15 protein-coding genes and 1 pseudogene are annotated in these 18,404 nt (G+C 52.6%); 9 read left to right on the plus strand and 7 right to left on the minus strand.

Annotation, left to right across the window (positions count from 1 at the left end; translation table 11 throughout):
- Window positions 1–230: pseudogene (locus WKI47_RS14470) on the minus strand (IS4 family transposase); the annotation flags it as partial.
- A gap of 476 nt (window positions 231–706) precedes the next feature.
- Here WKI47_RS14470 and WKI47_RS14475 point away from each other — a divergent pair.
- The 7 genes from WKI47_RS14475 (at window position 707) to WKI47_RS14505 (ending at window position 6,856) form a co-directional block, all read left to right on the plus strand.
- Window positions 707–1,723, plus strand: coding sequence for an iron ABC transporter permease (locus WKI47_RS14475; RefSeq protein WP_340228064.1), 1,017 nt, complete (start codon window positions 707–709; stop codon window positions 1,721–1,723).
- Between the two features lie 3 nt (window positions 1,724–1,726).
- Window positions 1,727–2,488, plus strand: a complete 762-nt coding sequence (locus WKI47_RS14480) for an ABC transporter ATP-binding protein (RefSeq protein WP_340227857.1) — start codon at window positions 1,727–1,729, stop codon at window positions 2,486–2,488.
- A 33-nt stretch (window positions 2,489–2,521) separates the two neighbouring features.
- The gene (locus WKI47_RS14485) at window positions 2,522–3,583 is read left to right on the plus strand and encodes an ABC transporter substrate-binding protein (protein WP_340227858.1); all 1,062 of its coding nucleotides are present in this window, start codon (window positions 2,522–2,524) and stop codon (window positions 3,581–3,583) included.
- Window positions 3,584–3,777: 194 nt separating this feature from the next.
- Window positions 3,778–4,332, plus strand: a complete 555-nt coding sequence (locus tag WKI47_RS14490) for a biotin transporter BioY (RefSeq protein WP_340227859.1) — start codon at window positions 3,778–3,780, stop codon at window positions 4,330–4,332.
- A 1-nt stretch (window position 4,333) separates the two neighbouring features.
- Window positions 4,334–5,134, plus strand: coding sequence for an ATP-binding cassette domain-containing protein (locus WKI47_RS14495; protein ID WP_340227860.1), 801 nt, complete (start codon window positions 4,334–4,336; stop codon window positions 5,132–5,134).
- Window positions 5,119–6,045, plus strand: coding sequence for an energy-coupling factor ABC transporter ATP-binding protein (locus tag WKI47_RS14500; protein ID WP_340227861.1), 927 nt, complete (start codon window positions 5,119–5,121; stop codon window positions 6,043–6,045). Before WKI47_RS14495 ends, WKI47_RS14500 begins: the two co-directional genes overlap by 16 nt.
- The gene (locus WKI47_RS14505; RefSeq protein WP_340227862.1) at window positions 6,032–6,856 is read left to right on the plus strand and encodes an energy-coupling factor transporter transmembrane component T; all 825 of its coding nucleotides are present in this window, start codon (window positions 6,032–6,034) and stop codon (window positions 6,854–6,856) included. Before WKI47_RS14500 ends, WKI47_RS14505 begins: the two co-directional genes overlap by 14 nt.
- Before the next feature lie 258 nt (window positions 6,857–7,114).
- Here WKI47_RS14505 and WKI47_RS14510 read toward each other — a convergent pair whose 3' ends face one another.
- Together WKI47_RS14510 and WKI47_RS14515 are read right to left on the minus strand one after the other, a co-directional pair.
- Window positions 7,115–7,993, minus strand: a complete 879-nt coding sequence (locus WKI47_RS14510; RefSeq protein ID WP_340228065.1) for a DMT family transporter — start codon at window positions 7,991–7,993, stop codon at window positions 7,115–7,117.
- Window positions 7,994–8,097: 104 nt separating this feature from the next.
- Window positions 8,098–8,982 (minus strand): dihydrodipicolinate synthase family protein, encoded by an 885-nt coding sequence (locus WKI47_RS14515; protein WP_340227863.1) that lies wholly within the window; start codon window positions 8,980–8,982, stop codon window positions 8,098–8,100.
- Window positions 8,983–9,083: 101 nt separating this feature from the next.
- Between WKI47_RS14515 and WKI47_RS14520 the strand changes: the two genes are divergently transcribed.
- Entirely contained in the window at window positions 9,084–10,577 is a 1,494-nt protein-coding gene (locus WKI47_RS14520; RefSeq protein WP_340227864.1) for a PLP-dependent aminotransferase family protein, read from the plus strand.
- A 257-nt stretch (window positions 10,578–10,834) separates the two neighbouring features.
- Here the strand turns inward: WKI47_RS14520 and WKI47_RS14525 are convergent, their stop codons facing one another.
- The 4 genes from WKI47_RS14525 to WKI47_RS14540 all read right to left on the minus strand — a co-directional run bounded on the left by WKI47_RS14525 (window position 10,835) and on the right by WKI47_RS14540 (window position 16,656).
- Complete coding sequence (locus tag WKI47_RS14525; protein ID WP_340227865.1) at window positions 10,835–12,361, minus strand: DUF3502 domain-containing protein; 1,527 nt, start codon at window positions 12,359–12,361, stop codon at window positions 10,835–10,837.
- A gap of 49 nt (window positions 12,362–12,410) precedes the next feature.
- On the minus strand, window positions 12,411–13,295 hold the full coding sequence (locus tag WKI47_RS14530; RefSeq protein WP_340227866.1) for a carbohydrate ABC transporter permease: 885 nt from the start codon (window positions 13,293–13,295) through the stop codon (window positions 12,411–12,413).
- Window positions 13,296–13,307: 12 nt separating this feature from the next.
- On the minus strand, window positions 13,308–14,288 hold the full coding sequence (locus tag WKI47_RS14535; RefSeq protein WP_340227867.1) for an ABC transporter permease: 981 nt from the start codon (window positions 14,286–14,288) through the stop codon (window positions 13,308–13,310).
- Window positions 14,289–14,469: 181 nt separating this feature from the next.
- Complete coding sequence (locus WKI47_RS14540) at window positions 14,470–16,656, minus strand: helix-turn-helix domain-containing protein (RefSeq protein WP_340227868.1); 2,187 nt, start codon at window positions 16,654–16,656, stop codon at window positions 14,470–14,472.
- Between the two features lie 150 nt (window positions 16,657–16,806).
- Here WKI47_RS14540 and WKI47_RS14545 point away from each other — a divergent pair, with 150 nt between their 5' ends.
- Entirely contained in the window at window positions 16,807–18,387 is a 1,581-nt protein-coding gene (locus tag WKI47_RS14545) for a glycoside hydrolase family 43 protein (RefSeq protein ID WP_340227869.1), read from the plus strand.
- Window positions 18,388–18,404 lie beyond the last annotated feature (17 nt).

Raw genomic sequence — 18,404 nt, forward strand, 5'->3', positions numbered from 1 at the left:
GACAGGGTGGAATGGTCGACTGATTTCAAGCCGTTCGAGAGGAGACGGGGTTCGGCATCTCGATAGCCTTTCCATTGGTGAAGAGCGGCTTGCGTCCAAAACAGCAACAAGTCATAGACGGTGAACTTTCTTGCGACGTCGATATAGCCGATGTCCGCGAGCAACTCTTCGAGTTGCTCGCGGGGGAAGACGGATTGCAGCAGGGTAGAAAATGAAGTAGACTTTGTCATGAGGTCGCCTCGTTTCGCTGGGTGTAGGGGTACAACCAGCTTAACAAACAGGCGTCCTTTTTTCTATTTTTTGGCTAATCAACAGGCCTAGTATATACGCTCTTATTTTCAAAACACCGATCGTAGACGCCAATCGAAATAGACAAAGAAAGGTTGCCGAGAAAGCCCGACGTAACGGGGAGCGACTTTCTCGACACCTACATAGCGTTCCCGACCCCTAAGCGGCTTTACAGTCGCTGTTTTTTCTCTTTGTTTATCTGTTTACAATATTTAATGTATATTTTTTCTGTATAAAGATTGTTTTTTGTGCAAAATAGAGGTACGATGGCTTTTGTGAAAATGATAATCATTATCGTATACTCGTTTTCAATTTAAGTTGTGGAGGTGAATCCTGAAACATGCAGGAGGCAACGTTGCAAAAAACACGGACGCATAAAGCCCGGGCGACCGGTTTTTATAGTGCGTTCATTCTGGCTATGGTAGGTCTGATCCTGATATCGGCCGTCTATTCCGTGTCGATCGGACAGGTGCAGATTCCGTTTCGGCAGGCGATGAATATTTTGCTGCATGCGCTGTCGGGCGGGCATCTCGGCTCGATCGAGCAGATCGATAACGGCTCGTACCTGAATATCATTATGCAGGTTCGGATGCCGAGAGTTATCTTTGCCCTGCTGATTGGATTGGGGCTATCTCTTTGCGGCACAGTTATGCAGGCGGTCGTCCAAAATCCGCTTGCCGATCCCTACATATTGGGCATCTCCTCGGGAGCTTCGCTCGGCGCGACTTTTGCTATTCTGATCGGCTTTGGCAGCGGTACGATCTTCTCGCAATTCGGCGTGGCTTCGGCGGCTTTTGTCGGCGCAATGATCACGTCGCTCGGCGTGCTGTTCCTGTCGAGCATCGGCGGTAAAGCCACGTCGGTCAAGCTGGTGCTCTCGGGCGTCGTCGTCGGCGCGATGTGCGGTTCTTTTTCCAGCCTGATCATCTACTTCGCCAACGATGCGGAAGGCATCAAGACGGTTACGTTTTGGTCGATGGGCAGTCTGGGTTCGTCAAGCTGGCAGAAGGTTCCGATCATGGCTATCGTCGTGCTGCTCGGCTGCCTGATCTTTTTATTCCAGCACCGGATACTGAACGCCATGCTGCTGGGTGACGAATCGGCGATTACACTGGGCATCAATCTGAGCGTATACCGCAAGCTGTATATGGTCGCGACGGCGCTCGTTACCGGTACGATGGTGGCTTACGCAGGCATGATCGGCTTCGTCGGCTTGATCATTCCGCATATTACCCGGGGCATGTTCGGCGCAGATCACAAAAAGCTGATGCCGGCGACTTTGCTGCTCGGCGCGCTGTTCCTGATCTGGGCGGATATTCTGTCGCGTACGCTGGTACACAACGTCGAGCTGCCGATCGGCATCATCACGTCGGTCATCGGTTCACCGCTGTTCATCTACATGATCGTGAAAAAAGGCTATAACTTCGGGGGGTAAACGATGGAATTGACCGCTACGGGCATGGAGGTGCGGATCGGGCGCAAAGATATCGTCCACGGCGTATCCGTCCGGGTAAAAGACAAGCAGTTCGTCGGCCTGATCGGTCCGAACGGCTGCGGCAAATCGACACTGCTCAAAAGCATTTATAAAAGCCTGGTGCCCAAAAGCGGCAGTGTCATGCTGGATGATCTGAACATTTTAAAATCATCCGAGAAAAAAGTATCGCAAAAAATGGGCGTGGTCGGACAGTTCAACGAGATGCACTTTGACCTGACCGTGGAACAAATGGTGATGCTCGGCCGCACACCGCACAAAAAGATGCTGGAAGCCGATCGCCCGAAAGACCACGAGATCGTCGAAGAAGCGCTGCGTATCACCAACCTGACGGACTATAAAGAACGCAGTTATCTGTCGCTGTCCGGCGGCGAGAAGCAACGGGTTGTGCTGGCACGCACGATCGCGCAGCAGCCGGAATTCATGATTCTCGACGAACCGACCAACCATCTGGATATCCGGTATCAGATCGAGATTCTGTCTTGCGTCAAAAATCTTGGAATCGGCGTACTGGCCGCTTTGCACGATCTGGAAATGGCCGCGCATTATTGCGATTATCTTTATGCCGTGAAAAACGGAGTCGTATACGCGCACGGAACGCCGGAAGAAGTGCTGACGCCGGAAAATATCGAGGCTATCTACGAGGTACGCTGCGCGACTTACCGCAATCCGATTACCGGAAGTTTGGGGTTCGCCTACAGTTTATAAATCTAACTACATAAACATAGAGGGGGAAATATAATGATGAAGAAAAAGAATGTAATGGCAGGAGCGACGCTGGCTTTGATGTTGGCTTTAACGGCGTGTGGAGGTACAGCAAGCACCCAACCGGAAGCCTCGGCAGAATCCACGGCAACAGCGGCCACGGGATCGACAGAAACGGCAGCGCAAACGGAAGCGGCTGTTTATCCGTTGACGATCTCCAATGTAGCAAAAGTCGAAGGCGGAACCGAATGGACGGCTAAAGACCAGACCTTCGACAAGGCTCCCGAGCGCATCATGGCTAACACTCGTCCGACTGCCGAATTGCTGCTGCATTTGGGACTTGGCGATAAGATCGTCGGTGTCGGCGCGGGCGGTGGCGAAGGTGATCCGGACGTAGCGGACGAATACGCAAAGTTGAATATTTTGGATGAATTTTATGTCGGCAAAGAAGTCACGCTTGGCGTAGATCCGGATATCGTGGTCGGCCGCGGCGGATTGTTCGAAAACGCCGATTGGGGCACGGGCACCGTTGATTCGCTAAACGATATGGACGTCAAAACGTACGTATTCGAATCGTCGATCGCGGGTGGCACTTATGAATCCGTATATGCGGACATCGCAAATTTGGGCAAAATTTTCGACGTGGAAGAAAATGCGCAAGCGTTCGTCGACGAGCTGAAAACGCGCGAAGAAGCCGTAACTTCGAAACTCAGCACAATCACCGAAAACAAAACGTACGTCTATCTGCATATGTTCGATCCGAGCGAAGTCGCTTTGCTGACGCTCAAAGGCGAAACGTTTTTCAATGATGTCATGAACAAGATCAAACTCGACAACCCGCTCAAAGACCGCGCAGGCGACGGCAGTATCGAGATGCTGATCGAGACCGATCCGGACATCATCATCATCCCGGACGGCGAGCAGACCGACAAAGTCAAAGAAGCGCTGTACGCGAATCCTAAACTCTCAAGTATGCAAGCAATTAAAAATAAACAAGTGTATGCCATGAAGTATAACTATATGTTCGGCTACGGCTATGATTCTTTGAAAGGGATCGAGAAACTGTCGGCTGAGTTGTACCCGGATCTGTTCAAGTAAAAAAATCTATCCATTTTCATTAGCGACTCCTTTCTGCGGAAAGGAGTCGCTTTTTTGAATAGAGAAACGATCAATGTTAACCTTTTATTTTTCATTAGGTTTACAATAGATTTTGATCAGGCTATAATGCAAAGGCAAGAAGCAAGCAGCTTTCGATTGGCTTGCCTACATATCCGCTGGAGGTTAACAACGTCATGAAAACAAAAGAAATGGTATACGCCGCTTTATTCGCTGCACTGATTGCCGTATTGGGAATGGTTCCTCCGATTCCGCTCGGATTCATTCCGGTGCCGATCACGCTTCAGACGCTGGGTGTCATGTTGGCAGGCGGTTTTCTGGGCAAAAAAATAGGCTCGATCAGTTTGATTCTGTTTATCGTGCTGGTTGCGCTCGGCTTGCCGATCCTTGTCGGGGGATCAGGAGGATTGGCTCCGCTCGTAGGCCCGACCGCCGGATATATCTTCAGTTGGCCGCTGGTCGCGTTCTGCATCGGTTGGGCAACCGAAAAAGTATGGCCGAAGCTGAAAACGTGGAAGCTTATTGCAATCAATATTGCTTTTAGCGTGGTTATGGGCGGAGTGATCGGAGCTGTGGTTATGGCTTTGATTACAAACACGCCGATTTGGGCAGGGTTGGTTGCCTCGCTTGCTTTTGTGCCGGGCGACATCATCAAGGCCGTCATTGCCGCAATCGTTGTCGTCCAGGCTCGCGCGGTCAGTCCGGTCGAAGAGAAAGTGCTCGGCGCCTGATATGCTGGTTTTCGATCAAGTCGGCTATTATTATCGCAGAGGGCAAGAGGTAGTGAAGAAAGTCAGTTTTACGATCGAAAAAGGCGAATTCGTCTCGATCGTAGGCGGTAACGGGAGCGGAAAATCGACCCTCGCCAAGCTGATGAACGGATTGCAGCTTGCCAAACAAGGTTCTGTTGTGTTCGATAAACAGACGGCCTCCGATCCCGATCAAGCTCGCAATATTCGCAAAGCGATCGGGTTGGTATTCCAAAATCCCGAAGACCAATTTATTACGACGAACGTCACGGACGAGATCGTATTCGGTCTGGAAAATATTCGTGTCCCTGCTGACGAGATCGCAGCACGGGTCCGAAGCGCGTTGCAAGCTGTCGGGCTGGAACGCTATGCCGATGCCGCTCCGCATGAGTTGTCAGGCGGACAGAAACAAAGGGCTGCCGTGGCTGCCGTTATCGCGATGCGTCCTCGATTCATCGTTTTCGATGAAGCAACCTCCATGCTCGATCCGGAAGGCCGCAACGAACTGATGCAGCTTATGCAGGATTTTCACAAGCAAGGCATCACCATTGTCCAAATCACGCATCACATGGACGAAGTATTGGCTTCGCGTCGCGTTCTGTTGCTGGATCAGAGCGAATTGGTATTCGACGGTCCGCCGGATCGCTTTTTCCGGGAAGTACCGCTTGAAACGTATGGGCTGGAGCAGCCGTTTGCGGTTCGAATCGGGCAGCAGCTCGGATGGAGCGGAGAAGCAACCGCCGATTGGAAAGGACGTGCCGCATCGCAATGGTCAACCGAATAAAGAAGACCGCTATCGCACAGCAGAGCGGTTGGGAACTTCGCGACATCTGCGTGGAACTGGGCGGGACTCCTGTGTTGCAGCATATCGATCTGACGCTGGAACCCGGAAGCTGGACCTCGTTGATTGGAAAAACCGGGGCTGGAAAGTCTACGTTGGTTCGCTTGATCAAAGGTCTGATTCCCGAGTTTACCGGTGAATATTGGCTGGCAGGACAACCCATGGCACGAGACCGCAAAGGACGTGCCCGCGTTGTGCCGGAGATCGGATTCGTTTTTCAATACCCGGAGCATCAGATTTTCGAGACCACCGTCGAAAAGGAATTGAGCTTTGCGCTACGGATGCGGGGAGATTCTGCAAAAGAAATCGAGGTAGCGATCCGTAAGATGTTGCCCGTATTCGGGTTAAGCGAAGAACTCCTGCATCAATCGCCGTTATTGCTCAGCGGCGGGCAGAAAAGGCGGCTGGCGATCGCTTCCGTGCTTATTGCCAATCCTCGGCTGCTGATCCTGGACGAACCGACAGCCGCGCTCGATCCGGTCAGCCGGCGCGAGCTGCTGCGTGTTCTTCGAGATTGGCAGCGAGGCGGTTTGAACGACGAGCCGCGTACCGTACTGTTTATTTCGCATCGGATGGAGGATGTTGCGGAGTACTCGGATCGCGTTGCGCTACTGCATAACGGACATCTATTGGCGCATGAGACGGCAGAGAAGTTGTTTTTGCATCGAAGCGAGCTGCTGACTCAGGCCGGAATGCCGCTGCCGGAGGCGATAGAACTGCTGCGCTTGACTGAGCAGTTGTCAGGTCGAGTGTTGAACCCGTCAAGCTGCCGCGAAGCGGATGTTCTGAAGCGGGTAAAAGAAGCTTGGAGCACTCGAAAAGGAACAGGAGGACTGGCGGATGAATACTTCTAATGCAGTGCTCGTCGGCCAGTTTATCGAACGGGACTCTGCGCTGCACCGCCTCGATCCGCGTATCAAGATCATCGGCTTGTTGATGTTCATGATCGTCATCATGATGCTCGACAGCCGAAGCGGTTATACGGCGGCGACAGTAGTCGTTTTAATCATTCTGCTCCTGTCGAAGATTCCGCTGGGGTTCTACTTCCGCGGCTTACTTCCGTTGCTTCCGGTTCTGATCCTCACGCTGCTGTACCATACGATATGGGGAAAAGGACAAACTATCCTCGCTTCGTATGGGTTTCTGCAAATCACCGTCGAAGGCATTCTGGAAGGAATCCGAATCGTTTGGCGCATTCTGCTGATGATTTTGCCAGCGTCCGCTTTAACGGGCACGACCCAACCTCTCATTTTGGCGCAAGGACTGGAAACGCTGCTGAAGCCGTTGTCCAAGCTGCGTGTTCCCGTCGAACAATTCTCGTTAATGGTCGTGATCGCGATTCGGTTTATCCCGACTATTCTTGAAGAAATCCGGCGTATCCGACTTGCGCGACGAGCACGAGGATTCGAGCCGTCCAATCGCAATCCGTTCTCTCGCCTGACGGAATTTATCCCGATCTTGGTCCCTTTGCTGGTGAGCACCACACGGCGCGCAGACAACCTGACTCTGGCGATCGAAGCGCGGGCTTACGGCGACGGACGGCATCGAACGATCTTCCGTCCGCTTCGCTTGACGAAGTCTGATCTGATAGCAGGATGCTTGATGCTATTAAGTATCGCTATCCTTTTGGTCATCGATTTCTACCTATCTAACACCCACATTTGAAAAAGCAAAAGCGCCCAATTTTTTTTGGGCGCTAACAGGTACAGAAAGATTTGATTTGCAGCGAAGCATAAGGCGGAAGGAGAAATTCAGTGAAAGACGCCTTTGAACTCGGAAAATTCCTTATTTAAATCTAATCCAGTTTTCCGAGTGAGACAGCGTCTTGAACGAATTTTTCCCGCAGCCCTTTAAGCTTCCCGCAACGAATAGAATCTTTCTTCTCCTTTTGGCGCCCATGAAAATCCGGGCGCTTTTGCTTTTTCAAGAAGCCAATCTCAGTACGATAATTCCCGCAAAAGCAAGCAATATCCCCAATGCTTCGCGGCGGCTCATCGTTTCTTTCAGGTAAAAGCGCGCATATAAGATGACAACGATCACGCTCATTGCGGTGATCGCGGAGACAATCCCCGTGACGCCTTCTTGCAGCGCGTTCAGCATCAGAACCATGCCTGCGATATTGGTCAAACCTACGGTCATGCCCCAGATTAACGTACGCGGAAGGGGCCAAACGGCAGAAGCCTTAACTTCGTCGCCTGTCGGACTCTTTTTCCCGCGACTTTTCCGCACCCGATCCGTGGCATACATGCCGAGAAACAATATCGTGCCTGTCATAAACATCATCGTCAATACCGGCAGCATCGACGCACCGACTAGCACGGATTGCTTGGAACTCAGGTCGGTGAAGCTGTATAGCAACATGGCGAGCGTTCCCCAACTCCAACCGCGAAGCTGGCCGCTGCGAAGATCCTGTCCGTAACGGACGATGACGAGCGCCAGTACAACGATAGCAAATCCGATTCCCTGAACGATGCCTGGCGCTTCGCTCCACAGCAGATAAGCGGCGAATACGACAACGAGCGGGGACAACGCCGAGAAGAATGCTACGACTGAGGCGCGGCCGACTTCATAACCCCGATATAACGAAGCATTGGCGGCGAACGAAAACAAACCCATTAGAATGCCAAGCTCGATACCGCTATTCCAGGGTTGTCCGGCCTGAACGTTCAGCAACAGAGAAACGATGATTCCCGACAAATACACGCCAACGAACAATAGATTCCGATCCACTGGCCGCTGCGAAGTCCACTGATACAAAATCCCCCGAATGCCGAAGCAAGCGGAAGCGGCTATTGCGAACATAAACCACACGACTTTACGTTAACCTCCTCAACCGATCTCTGTATGCTTCATTCGCGCTGGCGAAGCTATTCTCCTTCAAGGAGGTGTATTGCACGTACCATTAATCAGGCCAACGCGTCCAGACAGTCGGCAATCTGTTCCATATCGGAAGCCGGAACGGGAGCAAGCGGAAGAGGCAGCCCCGGTGCGCTCATCCAACCTTGACGAATCGCAATCGCCGCTGCGGTGCGCATGCTTCCGTAACGATTGAACAGCGACCAGATCGGAGCCAATTGCGCGGATACGCGAACCGCTTCGTCCGCTCGCCCTGCTTGGGCATGACGGGTCAGCTCCAGGCAGATTCGTGGGAACAGACCGCCCAATACCGAATACCAGACGTCGCATCCCGCATTCAGACCTGTTGCCGCGCAATCGTCGCCGCTGATACCGAGTGCGAACTTCCCAGGAACAACCGAGCGCAAGCGACTGATACGTTCTTTTGCCTCGATATAGTCGTCCGAAACGCCGGGAATCTTGATCGACTGCACATGCGGCAACGCCGCAATACGCCCGTGCAGCTCGTCGCTGAACGTAAATCTTGTTGTACGAGGGTTGTCGTAGACGCAGATCGGAACGGATACGTGACGCGAAACCTCTTCGTACAGCGAAAAGACTTCTTCTTCCCTAAGCGGTTGATACGACACCGGAGCAAGCAGCACAGCGCGTACTCCAGCTTGTTGCGCATCTTCCGCCAACGCCAGCACATCGCGAAGACGAAGCTCGCTAATACTCGCCATAACCGGAGTGTCCCGGGCTTCGCGAACCGACAATTCGATCACCCGTCGACGCTCTTCACGGCTGAGATACATATAACTGCCGGTCGATCCAAGTACGCCGATCGAGTCTACTTTGGCTTCTAACGAGCGATTGATCAGAGCAATAAAAGCATGTTCATCAATACGTTCCTCCTTCAGCGGGGTAAGCGGAAAAGCAGATAGCCCTTTGAACATCGTCCAACACTCCCATTTCTGTTTCGATTTCGTATAGTATATAGATAAGCTGGCTTGTTCGATAGAACCAGTTTTGATCAAATGGAAGGAGCCAGTTGAAAATGTTGGAGCTTACGCCGCTGTTGGCGGACCATCCGAACGGAATATGGGATTCGAAGCGAAAAGAACCGATCTACGAGCAGTTGTACACCTATTTGAAAATAGAGATCCGTGCCGGGAGAATTTCTTCGGGCAGCAAATTACCATCTCAGCGTCGGCTGGCCGGTCATTTGCATGTTAGTCGGAATACGGTGGATGCCGCTTATCAGCAGTTGCTTGCGGAAGGTTATCTGCACAGTGAACCACGGCGGGGCTTGTTCATATCCGAATTGCCTGAAATCGAAAAAGCCGAAATAATCCGTTTGAATAACGCCAAAAACGTATGGGACTCCGACGACTCCGCTTTGGATGTCGGAGCCGTACTTGAATCTGAACCCGCGAAAGCCGCAAACGGGCTGCTTTGCGACTTCAGGTATGGCGACGTCGATACGCAGCATTTTCCATACCGCTTATGGCGCCAATTCTTGATGAAAAGCCTGTCTCCCGAGCACTCGCGCCTTCTCCAATACGGCGACCAGCAGGGAGAGATCGAATTGAGACAGCAAATTGCCGAGTATCTGTATCAGTCGCGCGGAGTGCGTTGTTTGCCGGAGCAGATCGTGATCGGCGCGGGGACGCAGTGGTTGACGGACTTGTTGTGCCGCGTGATCGGGCGCGAAACGGTCTACGGAATAGAAGAGCCGGGATACCCGCGTATCCGCAAAATCTTCGAAGACTGCGGCCGTTCTCCGGTTGCGGCGAGACTGGACGAATCCGGTATCCGCATAGATGAACTGGCACAAGGCGGGGTGCAGGTCGTCTACGTCACGCCGTCCCATCAATTTCCGACCGGCACCGTGATGTCTGTATCCCGGCGATTGGAACTGATCGAGTGGGCGCGAGCGGCGGGCGGAACGATTATCGAAGACGATTACGACAGCGAATTTCGCTATGAGGGGCGGCCGATTCCTTCTTTGCATAGCTTGGACACGCATGGAAATACAGTTTATGTCGGCACATTTTCCAAATCGCTGATGCCTTCGGTCCGGATCGGTTATCTGGTGCTTCCCGATAAATTAACGAACGCGTATCACACAAGGGGCCAGCATTACAAACAAACGACTTCGCGATTGGATCAATATACGCTGGCTTTGTTTATGCAGAGCGGGGAGTGGGCCAGACACCTCAACCGAATGCGGAATTTGTATAAAAAAAGATACCTGGCTTTGCTGACGTCTATCCGAACGTACATGGACCCAAAGGTGCGGATCATCGGCGCCGCGTCCGGCTTGCATCTGCTGCTTCAGCCAAACAACGGAATGACCGAGCAGGAATTAATCTTTGCTGCGGAACAATCGGGCGTACGAGTCTACCCGGTAGCCGACTGTTATATCGATCCTCCAGATGCTTCAAAACAAGCGCAGGTGCTGCTCGGGTATGCAGGATTAAATGAAGCCGCGATCGAGGAGGGCGTGAAAACATTGTCTGCGGCATGGAACATAGAGCGAACGAAGTAGCACGTATCTCCATTAAAATGTATTTAAAATTAAAACGCACCTCCTCAAATCAGGAAGCGCGTCGACAAAATCCAACGTGACTAGGAAGGGAGAAGACGGAGAGAAAAATTCAGTTCAAGACGCCTTTGAACTCGGAAAGATCCTTTATTCAAACCCAATCAACCTTTCCGGGTGAGGCAGCGTCTTGAACGAATTTTTCCCGGAGTCTTCTCCCTTCCCACGCACACGTCACTTTGAAAACTTGACAAGCGCCGCTGCTACTGATGCTGCTCCGCATACCACGCCGAGAACTGCTTCTGATATTCCGCGATATACTTGTCGATCCCCGCCGCTTTGAGCCGGTCCAGCGCTTTCGGGTACCCTGTCTCGTAATCGACGAAGCCGCTGCCGATCGGCGCCAGATATTCGGTCAACACCCCGTTCAGCTTGGTTTCTTCGTTTTTGACCGGCGTATTGTCGAAGTTGAAGCCCGCGCCTTTGGAGATGATCGCGTCGTCGTCCCAGGCTTTATAGTCGGCGATAAAATCGTCCGGTACGCTATTGTCGAAACGCATAAAGTTTTTGTTCATCAGCAGCCAGTCGGGGATCAACGAATCGGTCGTTAAACGCGTGATCCGGTCGTTTTCGTCCAGCGTGTAATCCGTTCCTTGTATGCCGTAGGCGAACAGGTCATACAGCTCCTGGTCTTTTTGCAGCAGATTGAAAAACATCACGTAACGTTCCGGGTCTTTAGCGGCGGAGGAGACGAAAAAGGCGGTGCTGTACGTACCGCGGCTAATCTTCGGACGGCCTTCGCCGAGGAAATAATTGACCAGCTTGGCATCCGGCACGGCTTGGGAGATCGTAGCGGCACCTTCGAACGGACGCGCGGCCGTACCGGCCCAGAACATCGCTTTGCCGGAGTTCCAGTCGGATTGCAGCTGCGGAACGTTGGTGGCGGCGTATTTCGGAATGATGCCTTTTTCGTACCAACCGCGCATCAGCTTCGCATAGTTTTTGAAGTCTTCGGATTCGAACCAGTTGATGATTTGATCGTCCTGGGCGGCTTCGTCCAGCGCGACAAAGTCGTTTTGCCAATATAAGTTGCGGTCCGTATAATCGTACAGCAGCATCCGCCGCGCATCGACTCCCGCGTAACCGATCAACTCGGGATGCGCCGCGTGGACTTTATCGTAATACTCCTCCAACTGCGCAAGCGAAGTCACTTCGCTCATGCCGACTTCTTCCAGCAAATCCTGACGGATCAGCACACTGTAAAACTCGGCCGAATTCGGCTTGTTGCCGACCGGAATCGCATACTGTTTACCGCCCAACTGGAAAGCTTTGAACGAAGCTTCGTCTACCGTTTGGCTTAGGTCGGCGGTAGCTTCCGCGTATGGGGTGAGATCCGCGTACAGTCCTTTGGCGACCGACTTGACCATGTAATTAGCGTCGGTGTACGTTGCGAAATCTTCGCCCGTGGAAAGCATCAGATCCGTTTTGCCACCCGCATATTCGGTCCACGGCAGGAACTGGAATTCGACTTCGGCATTGATTTCCTGCTTGATTCGATCGTAAAATTCCGTTTTCGCCAGTTCTTTCATCCGATTGGATTCGTCGCCGTACAGCACGATTTTGAGCTTGGCCGGAGCCAACTCGCCGCTTGCTTCGTTACCGGACGCATCTGTTGAAGAGGAATCGCTACCGTTTGTGCCCGTAGTCGCCGCACCTCCGCCTTGCGAACAAGCGCCAAGCAGCAGCACCGCAGTCATGAGCAAGCCGAGCCATCCTTTTTTTCTAAGCATAACTGAACCAACCTCCCTAAATATGATAGAAGATTCAAAAGCGATACGATCACCCTTTAACCGAGCCAACCACAATCCCTTTGACGAAAAAACCTTGCAGAAACGGATACAAAATCGCGATCGGGAGCACGGTTAGGCAGGTCATCGCCATCTTGGCGGTTTCGAGCGGCGGGGCGATGATCGCTCCGCCGACCTGCGCGGCGTTGCCGGAAGCGAGGAACTGGATGTTGGCCATCATGGTGTACATGAGATATTGGATCGTGTACAGCCGTTCGTCGGTGACGAGCATCAGCGGCAGATAGAAGTCGTTCCAGTATTGCAGCGCGTAAAACAGGGAAATGGTGACGACGCCGACTCGTCCGAGCGGAAGCATGATCCGTACAAAGATGCGAAAATGCCCGGCCCCGTCGATCTGCGCGGATTCCACGATCTCATGCGGAATACTGCGGAAGTAATTGGTCATGAGAAACATGAGGAACACGCTGAGCAGATAAGGAGCGATCAGACCGATCAATTTGTCGTCGAGATGGTAATATTTCGTGCTGAGCAGATACCAGGGAAGCGTGCCGCCGCTGAACAACATCGTGAAATAAGCGAAAAAGGCGAACACGTTGCGGAAACGGAAGCTTTTGACGGACACCACGTAAGCATATGCCGTCGTGACCAGAACCGCTGACACCGTCCCTAGCACGGTTACGGTCAATGAGACGGCGTAAGCGCGTACGATCTGTTCCATTTTGGAGCCGAACAGAAACTGGTACGTTTCGAGCGAAAAGCCGCGCGGCCAGAACGAATATCCTTCCGCCGCGATCCGCGATTCGGTCGATAACGAACCGGAGACTGCCAGCACGAACGGAGCGAAGCAAATCACGGAGAAGACGGCAATGCAGAGATAGAAGAAGATCAATAAGCCTTTGTTTTCAGCTTTGGGCATGCTTTTCAACTCCTAAAATAATTTGCTGTCTTTGTCGTACCAGCCTGCCATTTTGTTCGCGACCAGCACCAGAATGAAGCCGAACACCGACTGATACAATGTAATCGCCGAAGCGAAGCCGAATTCGCCGGAACGGATCGCCGTCCGATAGACGTACACGTCGATAATATCGGTCGTCGGCAGCAGCAGCGGATTCAGGAACGTGACGCCCATGATCATGCTGAGATCGCCTTTGAGCATGCCGCCTATACCGAGCAGGCTCATCAGAATAATGGACGGAACCAGCATTGGCAGCGTGATCCGCATGATGATCTGCCACCGCGAAGCGCCGTCGATCCGGGCCGCTTCGTAGTAGGAGGTGTCTATGCCCTGAAGCACCGCGTAATAGATGATGGCGCCGTAACCGGCGCTTTTCCAGATGTTCGCCAGCACCAGAATGACCACGAACAGCCACGGGCTGGAATACCAATCGACCTGTTCCAGTCCCAACGCGGCAAGCGATTGGTTCAGGATGCCTTTGTCGTAATCCAGCAGGGAGAACAAAATCGCTCCGATGATGATCCACGAGATAAAGTAAGGGAAAAACATAACGCTTTGCGTGATTTTGACAAACCATTTGCTGCGCATTTCATTGAGTACGATTGCGATCGCGACGGAGAAAAGGGTGCCGGTCAGCATATACAGCACATTCAGCATCACGGTATTGCGCGTCGCCCGAATCGCATCTTCCATACTGGAGAAAAAGAACTCGAAATTGGCAAATCCTGCCCACGGACTGCCGAAGATGCCGTCATTGAAATTGTAATTCTTGAATACGAGAATCAGTCCGCTCATCGGCAGGTAGGCGAACAGGATCAAAACCGCGACTCCCGGTAGGGCCAGTACATATAAGGGAGCATCTTTCCTGATCGATGTTCGCAGCCGACCGGACTTTACAGCCTGACGCTTGCCGAGACGTTTATTCGTTTCGCGCGTCGCAGCTTGTTGCACCATCGACGTTTCACTCCTTTTTTCGTTTTGGCGTTTTTCGTTCGTGACGCCATCAGCATAAGCCCGATAAATATGTAAGCGCTATCAAAATAAAGGGATAAAGCTTAACAAATCGCGAAAAAAGCAGCTTAACAAAACGAAAAAAGGTTCACTTTTTTGAACTTGAAGACTTTCAAAGCCCATATTATCGCTCATGGTGCTCCAAAACATAATGGATTCTCCATTTGGAAGGCGTGACGCCGTAGCGCTTTTTGAACTGGGTCGTAAAATAGGTGCTGCTGTTATACCCGACCTGTTCGGCGATCTCGCGGATATCCAGGTCCAATTCGTCCGTCAGCAGTCGCCGGGCTTGTTCAAGACGATGCAGATTCACCAGTTCGGGGAAATTGCTGCCGGTCCCGTCCGCGATCAGGCGGCTGAGGTATGCCGAGCTGATCGACAGCCTCTCCGCCAGCGCGTTGAGCGATAGGTCGGGGTCGCTGTAATGTTCGGAGATATATCGTACGGCCTCTGCGGCGAGACTGCGCGTTTGCAGGCCGTCGATCCGATCCAACCGTTCGCTCGCGATGCGGCACTGATGCTCCAGCCACTCCCGAAGCTCGGCATGATAGCCGATACGGTCGATAAGCGGATACAGGTCCAACAGGTCAAGATCCCATTGCTCTGTCTTTTTACTTCCGATCCGGTCCAGCTCTAAAGCCAGTCTGGCGAGAAAAGCAGTCGAGGCTTCCGCCCGATAATCACCGACCACGGCCAAAAGCCGCTCGACCGCCTGACTCATCGACACTTCGTCCCGTTGGCGCACGGCGATCCGAATCGGCTCTATGTGGTTCTCCGGAATCGGGCCTGCATGAAGCGGGAGTAGATCGGAGGCGAACAGCATTGATTTGGCTTGGAGGAATTTCATATGACGTCGGCAGTCACAGGCTTCGTCGTATCGGTCTTTCAATTGCTCTGCGAAATCGGTTAGCCCGCTGACGCCAAGCGTGTAACGAATACCGGCCGCGTTATGCTCGACTTGATTCCAACGTGTTTGAAAAGCTTCGACATCCTCAAAATCCCCTGGGCTTAATTCGCTGACAATCAGCACGGCAGTATGAAGGTCTGGGCGGAAAATTCGGAGGTTGGCCCATTCTTCGAACGTCCGTCTAATCAGCCTCAACAGCTCTTCACAATCTTGTTCGACAGACAATACGCATACGCAATAAGAGCCGTCCAGCTCAGCCAGGCGCTGCGGTGTCCCACTCCTGTCGGCATCACGGGGAGCTAGCAGCCAATGCAGCACAGCGCTGTCGTCGTTTTCTTTCCGAAGCTGGGCCATGCGTTCGCCGATCGTTTCCAGCTCGCGATTGACGACCTGATAATCCCGACTTACCCGGGAATCCGGGCTGCCGGACAGATGCACGATGCTGCCGAAGATCCGATCGATCGGTTGATACATACGGCGCGAGATCCAGAAAGCGATCGCGACCGCGGCAAGGGTCAGCGCCAGGCATAGAAGCATCATCAAATTCCGGGCATTGGAGATATCGCGTACGCTGTCGGTATAAGAGGTTTCGGAAACGAACCATAATCCGTCTTTTTCCGAGTGTACATAGGTAATCAGCTTCGCTTCGTCGCTTCCTCGGAAAACGAAGGAATGTTCGGCCGAAGCTTTCGATCCGATAATACGTTGCGCCATTTCGGGGTCGATTGTCGCGATTCCGGGGCTGTGCATCAATAGATTTCCGTTTGCGTCAAGGATGCGGTAATGCGTGGAGTCTTCGCCTTGCTGCACGAACAGATTTTTTTGCAGCTCTGCCGGATTGATCGTGATCGCGACGCCGCCGTAATACGCACTGTTCGCAAAAGCCCGATCGTTGTAAAAAACCGTGATTAACGGGATTTCGCTCCCGTCATTTCGCTGCGCCGTCCAAAGAAACGGAGACTCGACGATGCGGCTGTCCTGGATTTTTTGAAATAATTCGGCTTTGGAATCGGGGCTGAGCGGAAGATTCTCGAACATGGCGACAGGTTCTTCGGTTCCGAAGATATAGGCATTTTCCAGATAAGGATTGACGATTAGCGCTCCTTTGATCTGGCTGAGCGCGCTGTACAACTGATCGCTCCAATCGGTATCGCCGCTCATCATCAGGGCATGGATATTCGGATTCGCGTAGAAGTCCATCGTATAGTTCTGGGCGACGTCCTTATAATTGTTGTACACGTTGGCCGTATTCAGAAGCACGCTTTGATTGGCTTTGTTGACGTTCTGAATCGTTAAGCTGCGGTACCAGAAAAAAATAGCGACTGAAAGCACAAGAATGCTGCACACCGCGATCAGGGTCAAGCTAAGAAAAAAAGGCATATGCAGCTTCATTTTCTTCCTCATGGCCATCACTCCTCGAATAAAAAGCATGAAAGTATAAAAATGAGCAAAATAGACAAAGGAATCGCAAGAAAGTTAAATCCATACGAACTATAATTGATAAGGCTTACATATGTAAACGGTTTAATTTTTTATTTTGAAGGAGGCTTATCGTTGAAAACATTCCGAAATCCTATCCTGCCCGGTTTTTATCCCGATCCATCGGCGATCCGCGTCGGCGAAGATTATTATCTGGTCACGTCGAGCTTCGAATTTTTCCCCGGCGTACCGATCTTCCACAGCAAAGACCTGGTCAACTGGCGCCAGCTTGGTCATGTATTGGATCGTCCTTCCCAGTTAAACCTGGATCGGACCACGCCGTCCCGAGGCATCTGGGCGCCTACGATTCGCTACCACGCAGGCGTGTTCTATATGATAACGACCTTCGTCGACAATGACAAGGAGTGTCACAACTTCTATGTGACGGCTACCGATCCGGCAGGAGAATGGTCGGACCCCGTCTGGTTGGAGGATGCGCCGGGAATAGATCCTTCGCTCTTTTTCGATGACGACGGGCGGGTGTATTACACCGGGAACCGCGTTCCGCCGGCAGGGCAGAAGTATGCCAAGCATATGGATATCTGGCTTCAGGAGATCGACTTGAACTCCGGCAAGCTGATTGGCGACAAGCTCAGTATCTGGCAAGGTGCGCTTAAGGTCGGTCATGCCCAGGAAGGCCCGCATCTCTATAAGATCGGCGACTGGTATTATGTCCTGATCGCCGAAGGCGGTACCGGTCATACGCATGCGATCACGATTGCGCGCAGCAAGCGGATCAACGGCCCTTACGAAGGCAATAAAGCCAATCCGATCCTGACGCACCGCCATCTGGGCCGCGAGTTCCCGATTGTGAACGTAGGCCACGGCGAATTGGTCGAGACGCAACACGGCGATTGGTGGATGTTCTGTCTGGCTTCGCGGACAAGCGGCGGTTATTACCGTAATCTCGGACGCGAGACGTTCTTGACGCCGGTGAAATGGGAACAAGGCTGGCCGATCGTCAATCCGGGAAAAGGCATGCTGGAATTACAATCGCCTGCGCCGGACCTGCCGCAAACGCCGTGGCCGCCGCTTCCGGTTCGCGATGATTTCGACGAAAACAGGTTGTCTCCGGTCTGGAACTTCCTGCGCACGCCGCAAGGCGACTTTTGGAGCTTGAACGATGCGCCGGGCCGTCTGCGTCTGCGCTTGAAGCCCGAGAAGCTGACTGAGTTTGTTAATCCGGCCCTGCTCGCGCGCAGACAGCAGCATCTTTCATTCCGGGCGGCCGCAGCTATGAAGTTCGCGCCGGCTACCTCTGACGAAACAGCCGGGTTCGTGCTTTTCCAAAATGCGGATCATCACTTCCGATTGGAGGTCGGGTCCGGGGAAAAAGGTGTTGACGGCGAAACGGCGAGTTTAACGCTGACGGTGCGTTTGAATGGCGAGGACGAAGTGTTAGCCAGCGTTCCCTGGAACCAGGCGCATATCCAGTTTAAAGCCGAAGCCTACGGGCAGAATTATAGTTTCTTTTACAGGGAGAACGAACAACAGACATGGACGGCGCTGCACTTGAACGCCGACGGTCGGGTGCTAAGCACGGACACGGCAGGCGGATTCACCGGAGCGTATATCGGACTATATGCCAGCTCGAACGGAGCAGAAAGCGCCAACCATGCGGACTTTGATTGGTTTAGCTACGAAGGATTGGAATAGAGAGAGGAGGAATTCCA

It is taken from the genome of Saccharibacillus sacchari, assembly GCF_037722395.1.
In the GTDB taxonomy this organism is placed as follows: Bacteria; Bacillota; Bacilli; order Paenibacillales; family Paenibacillaceae; genus Saccharibacillus; species Saccharibacillus sacchari_A.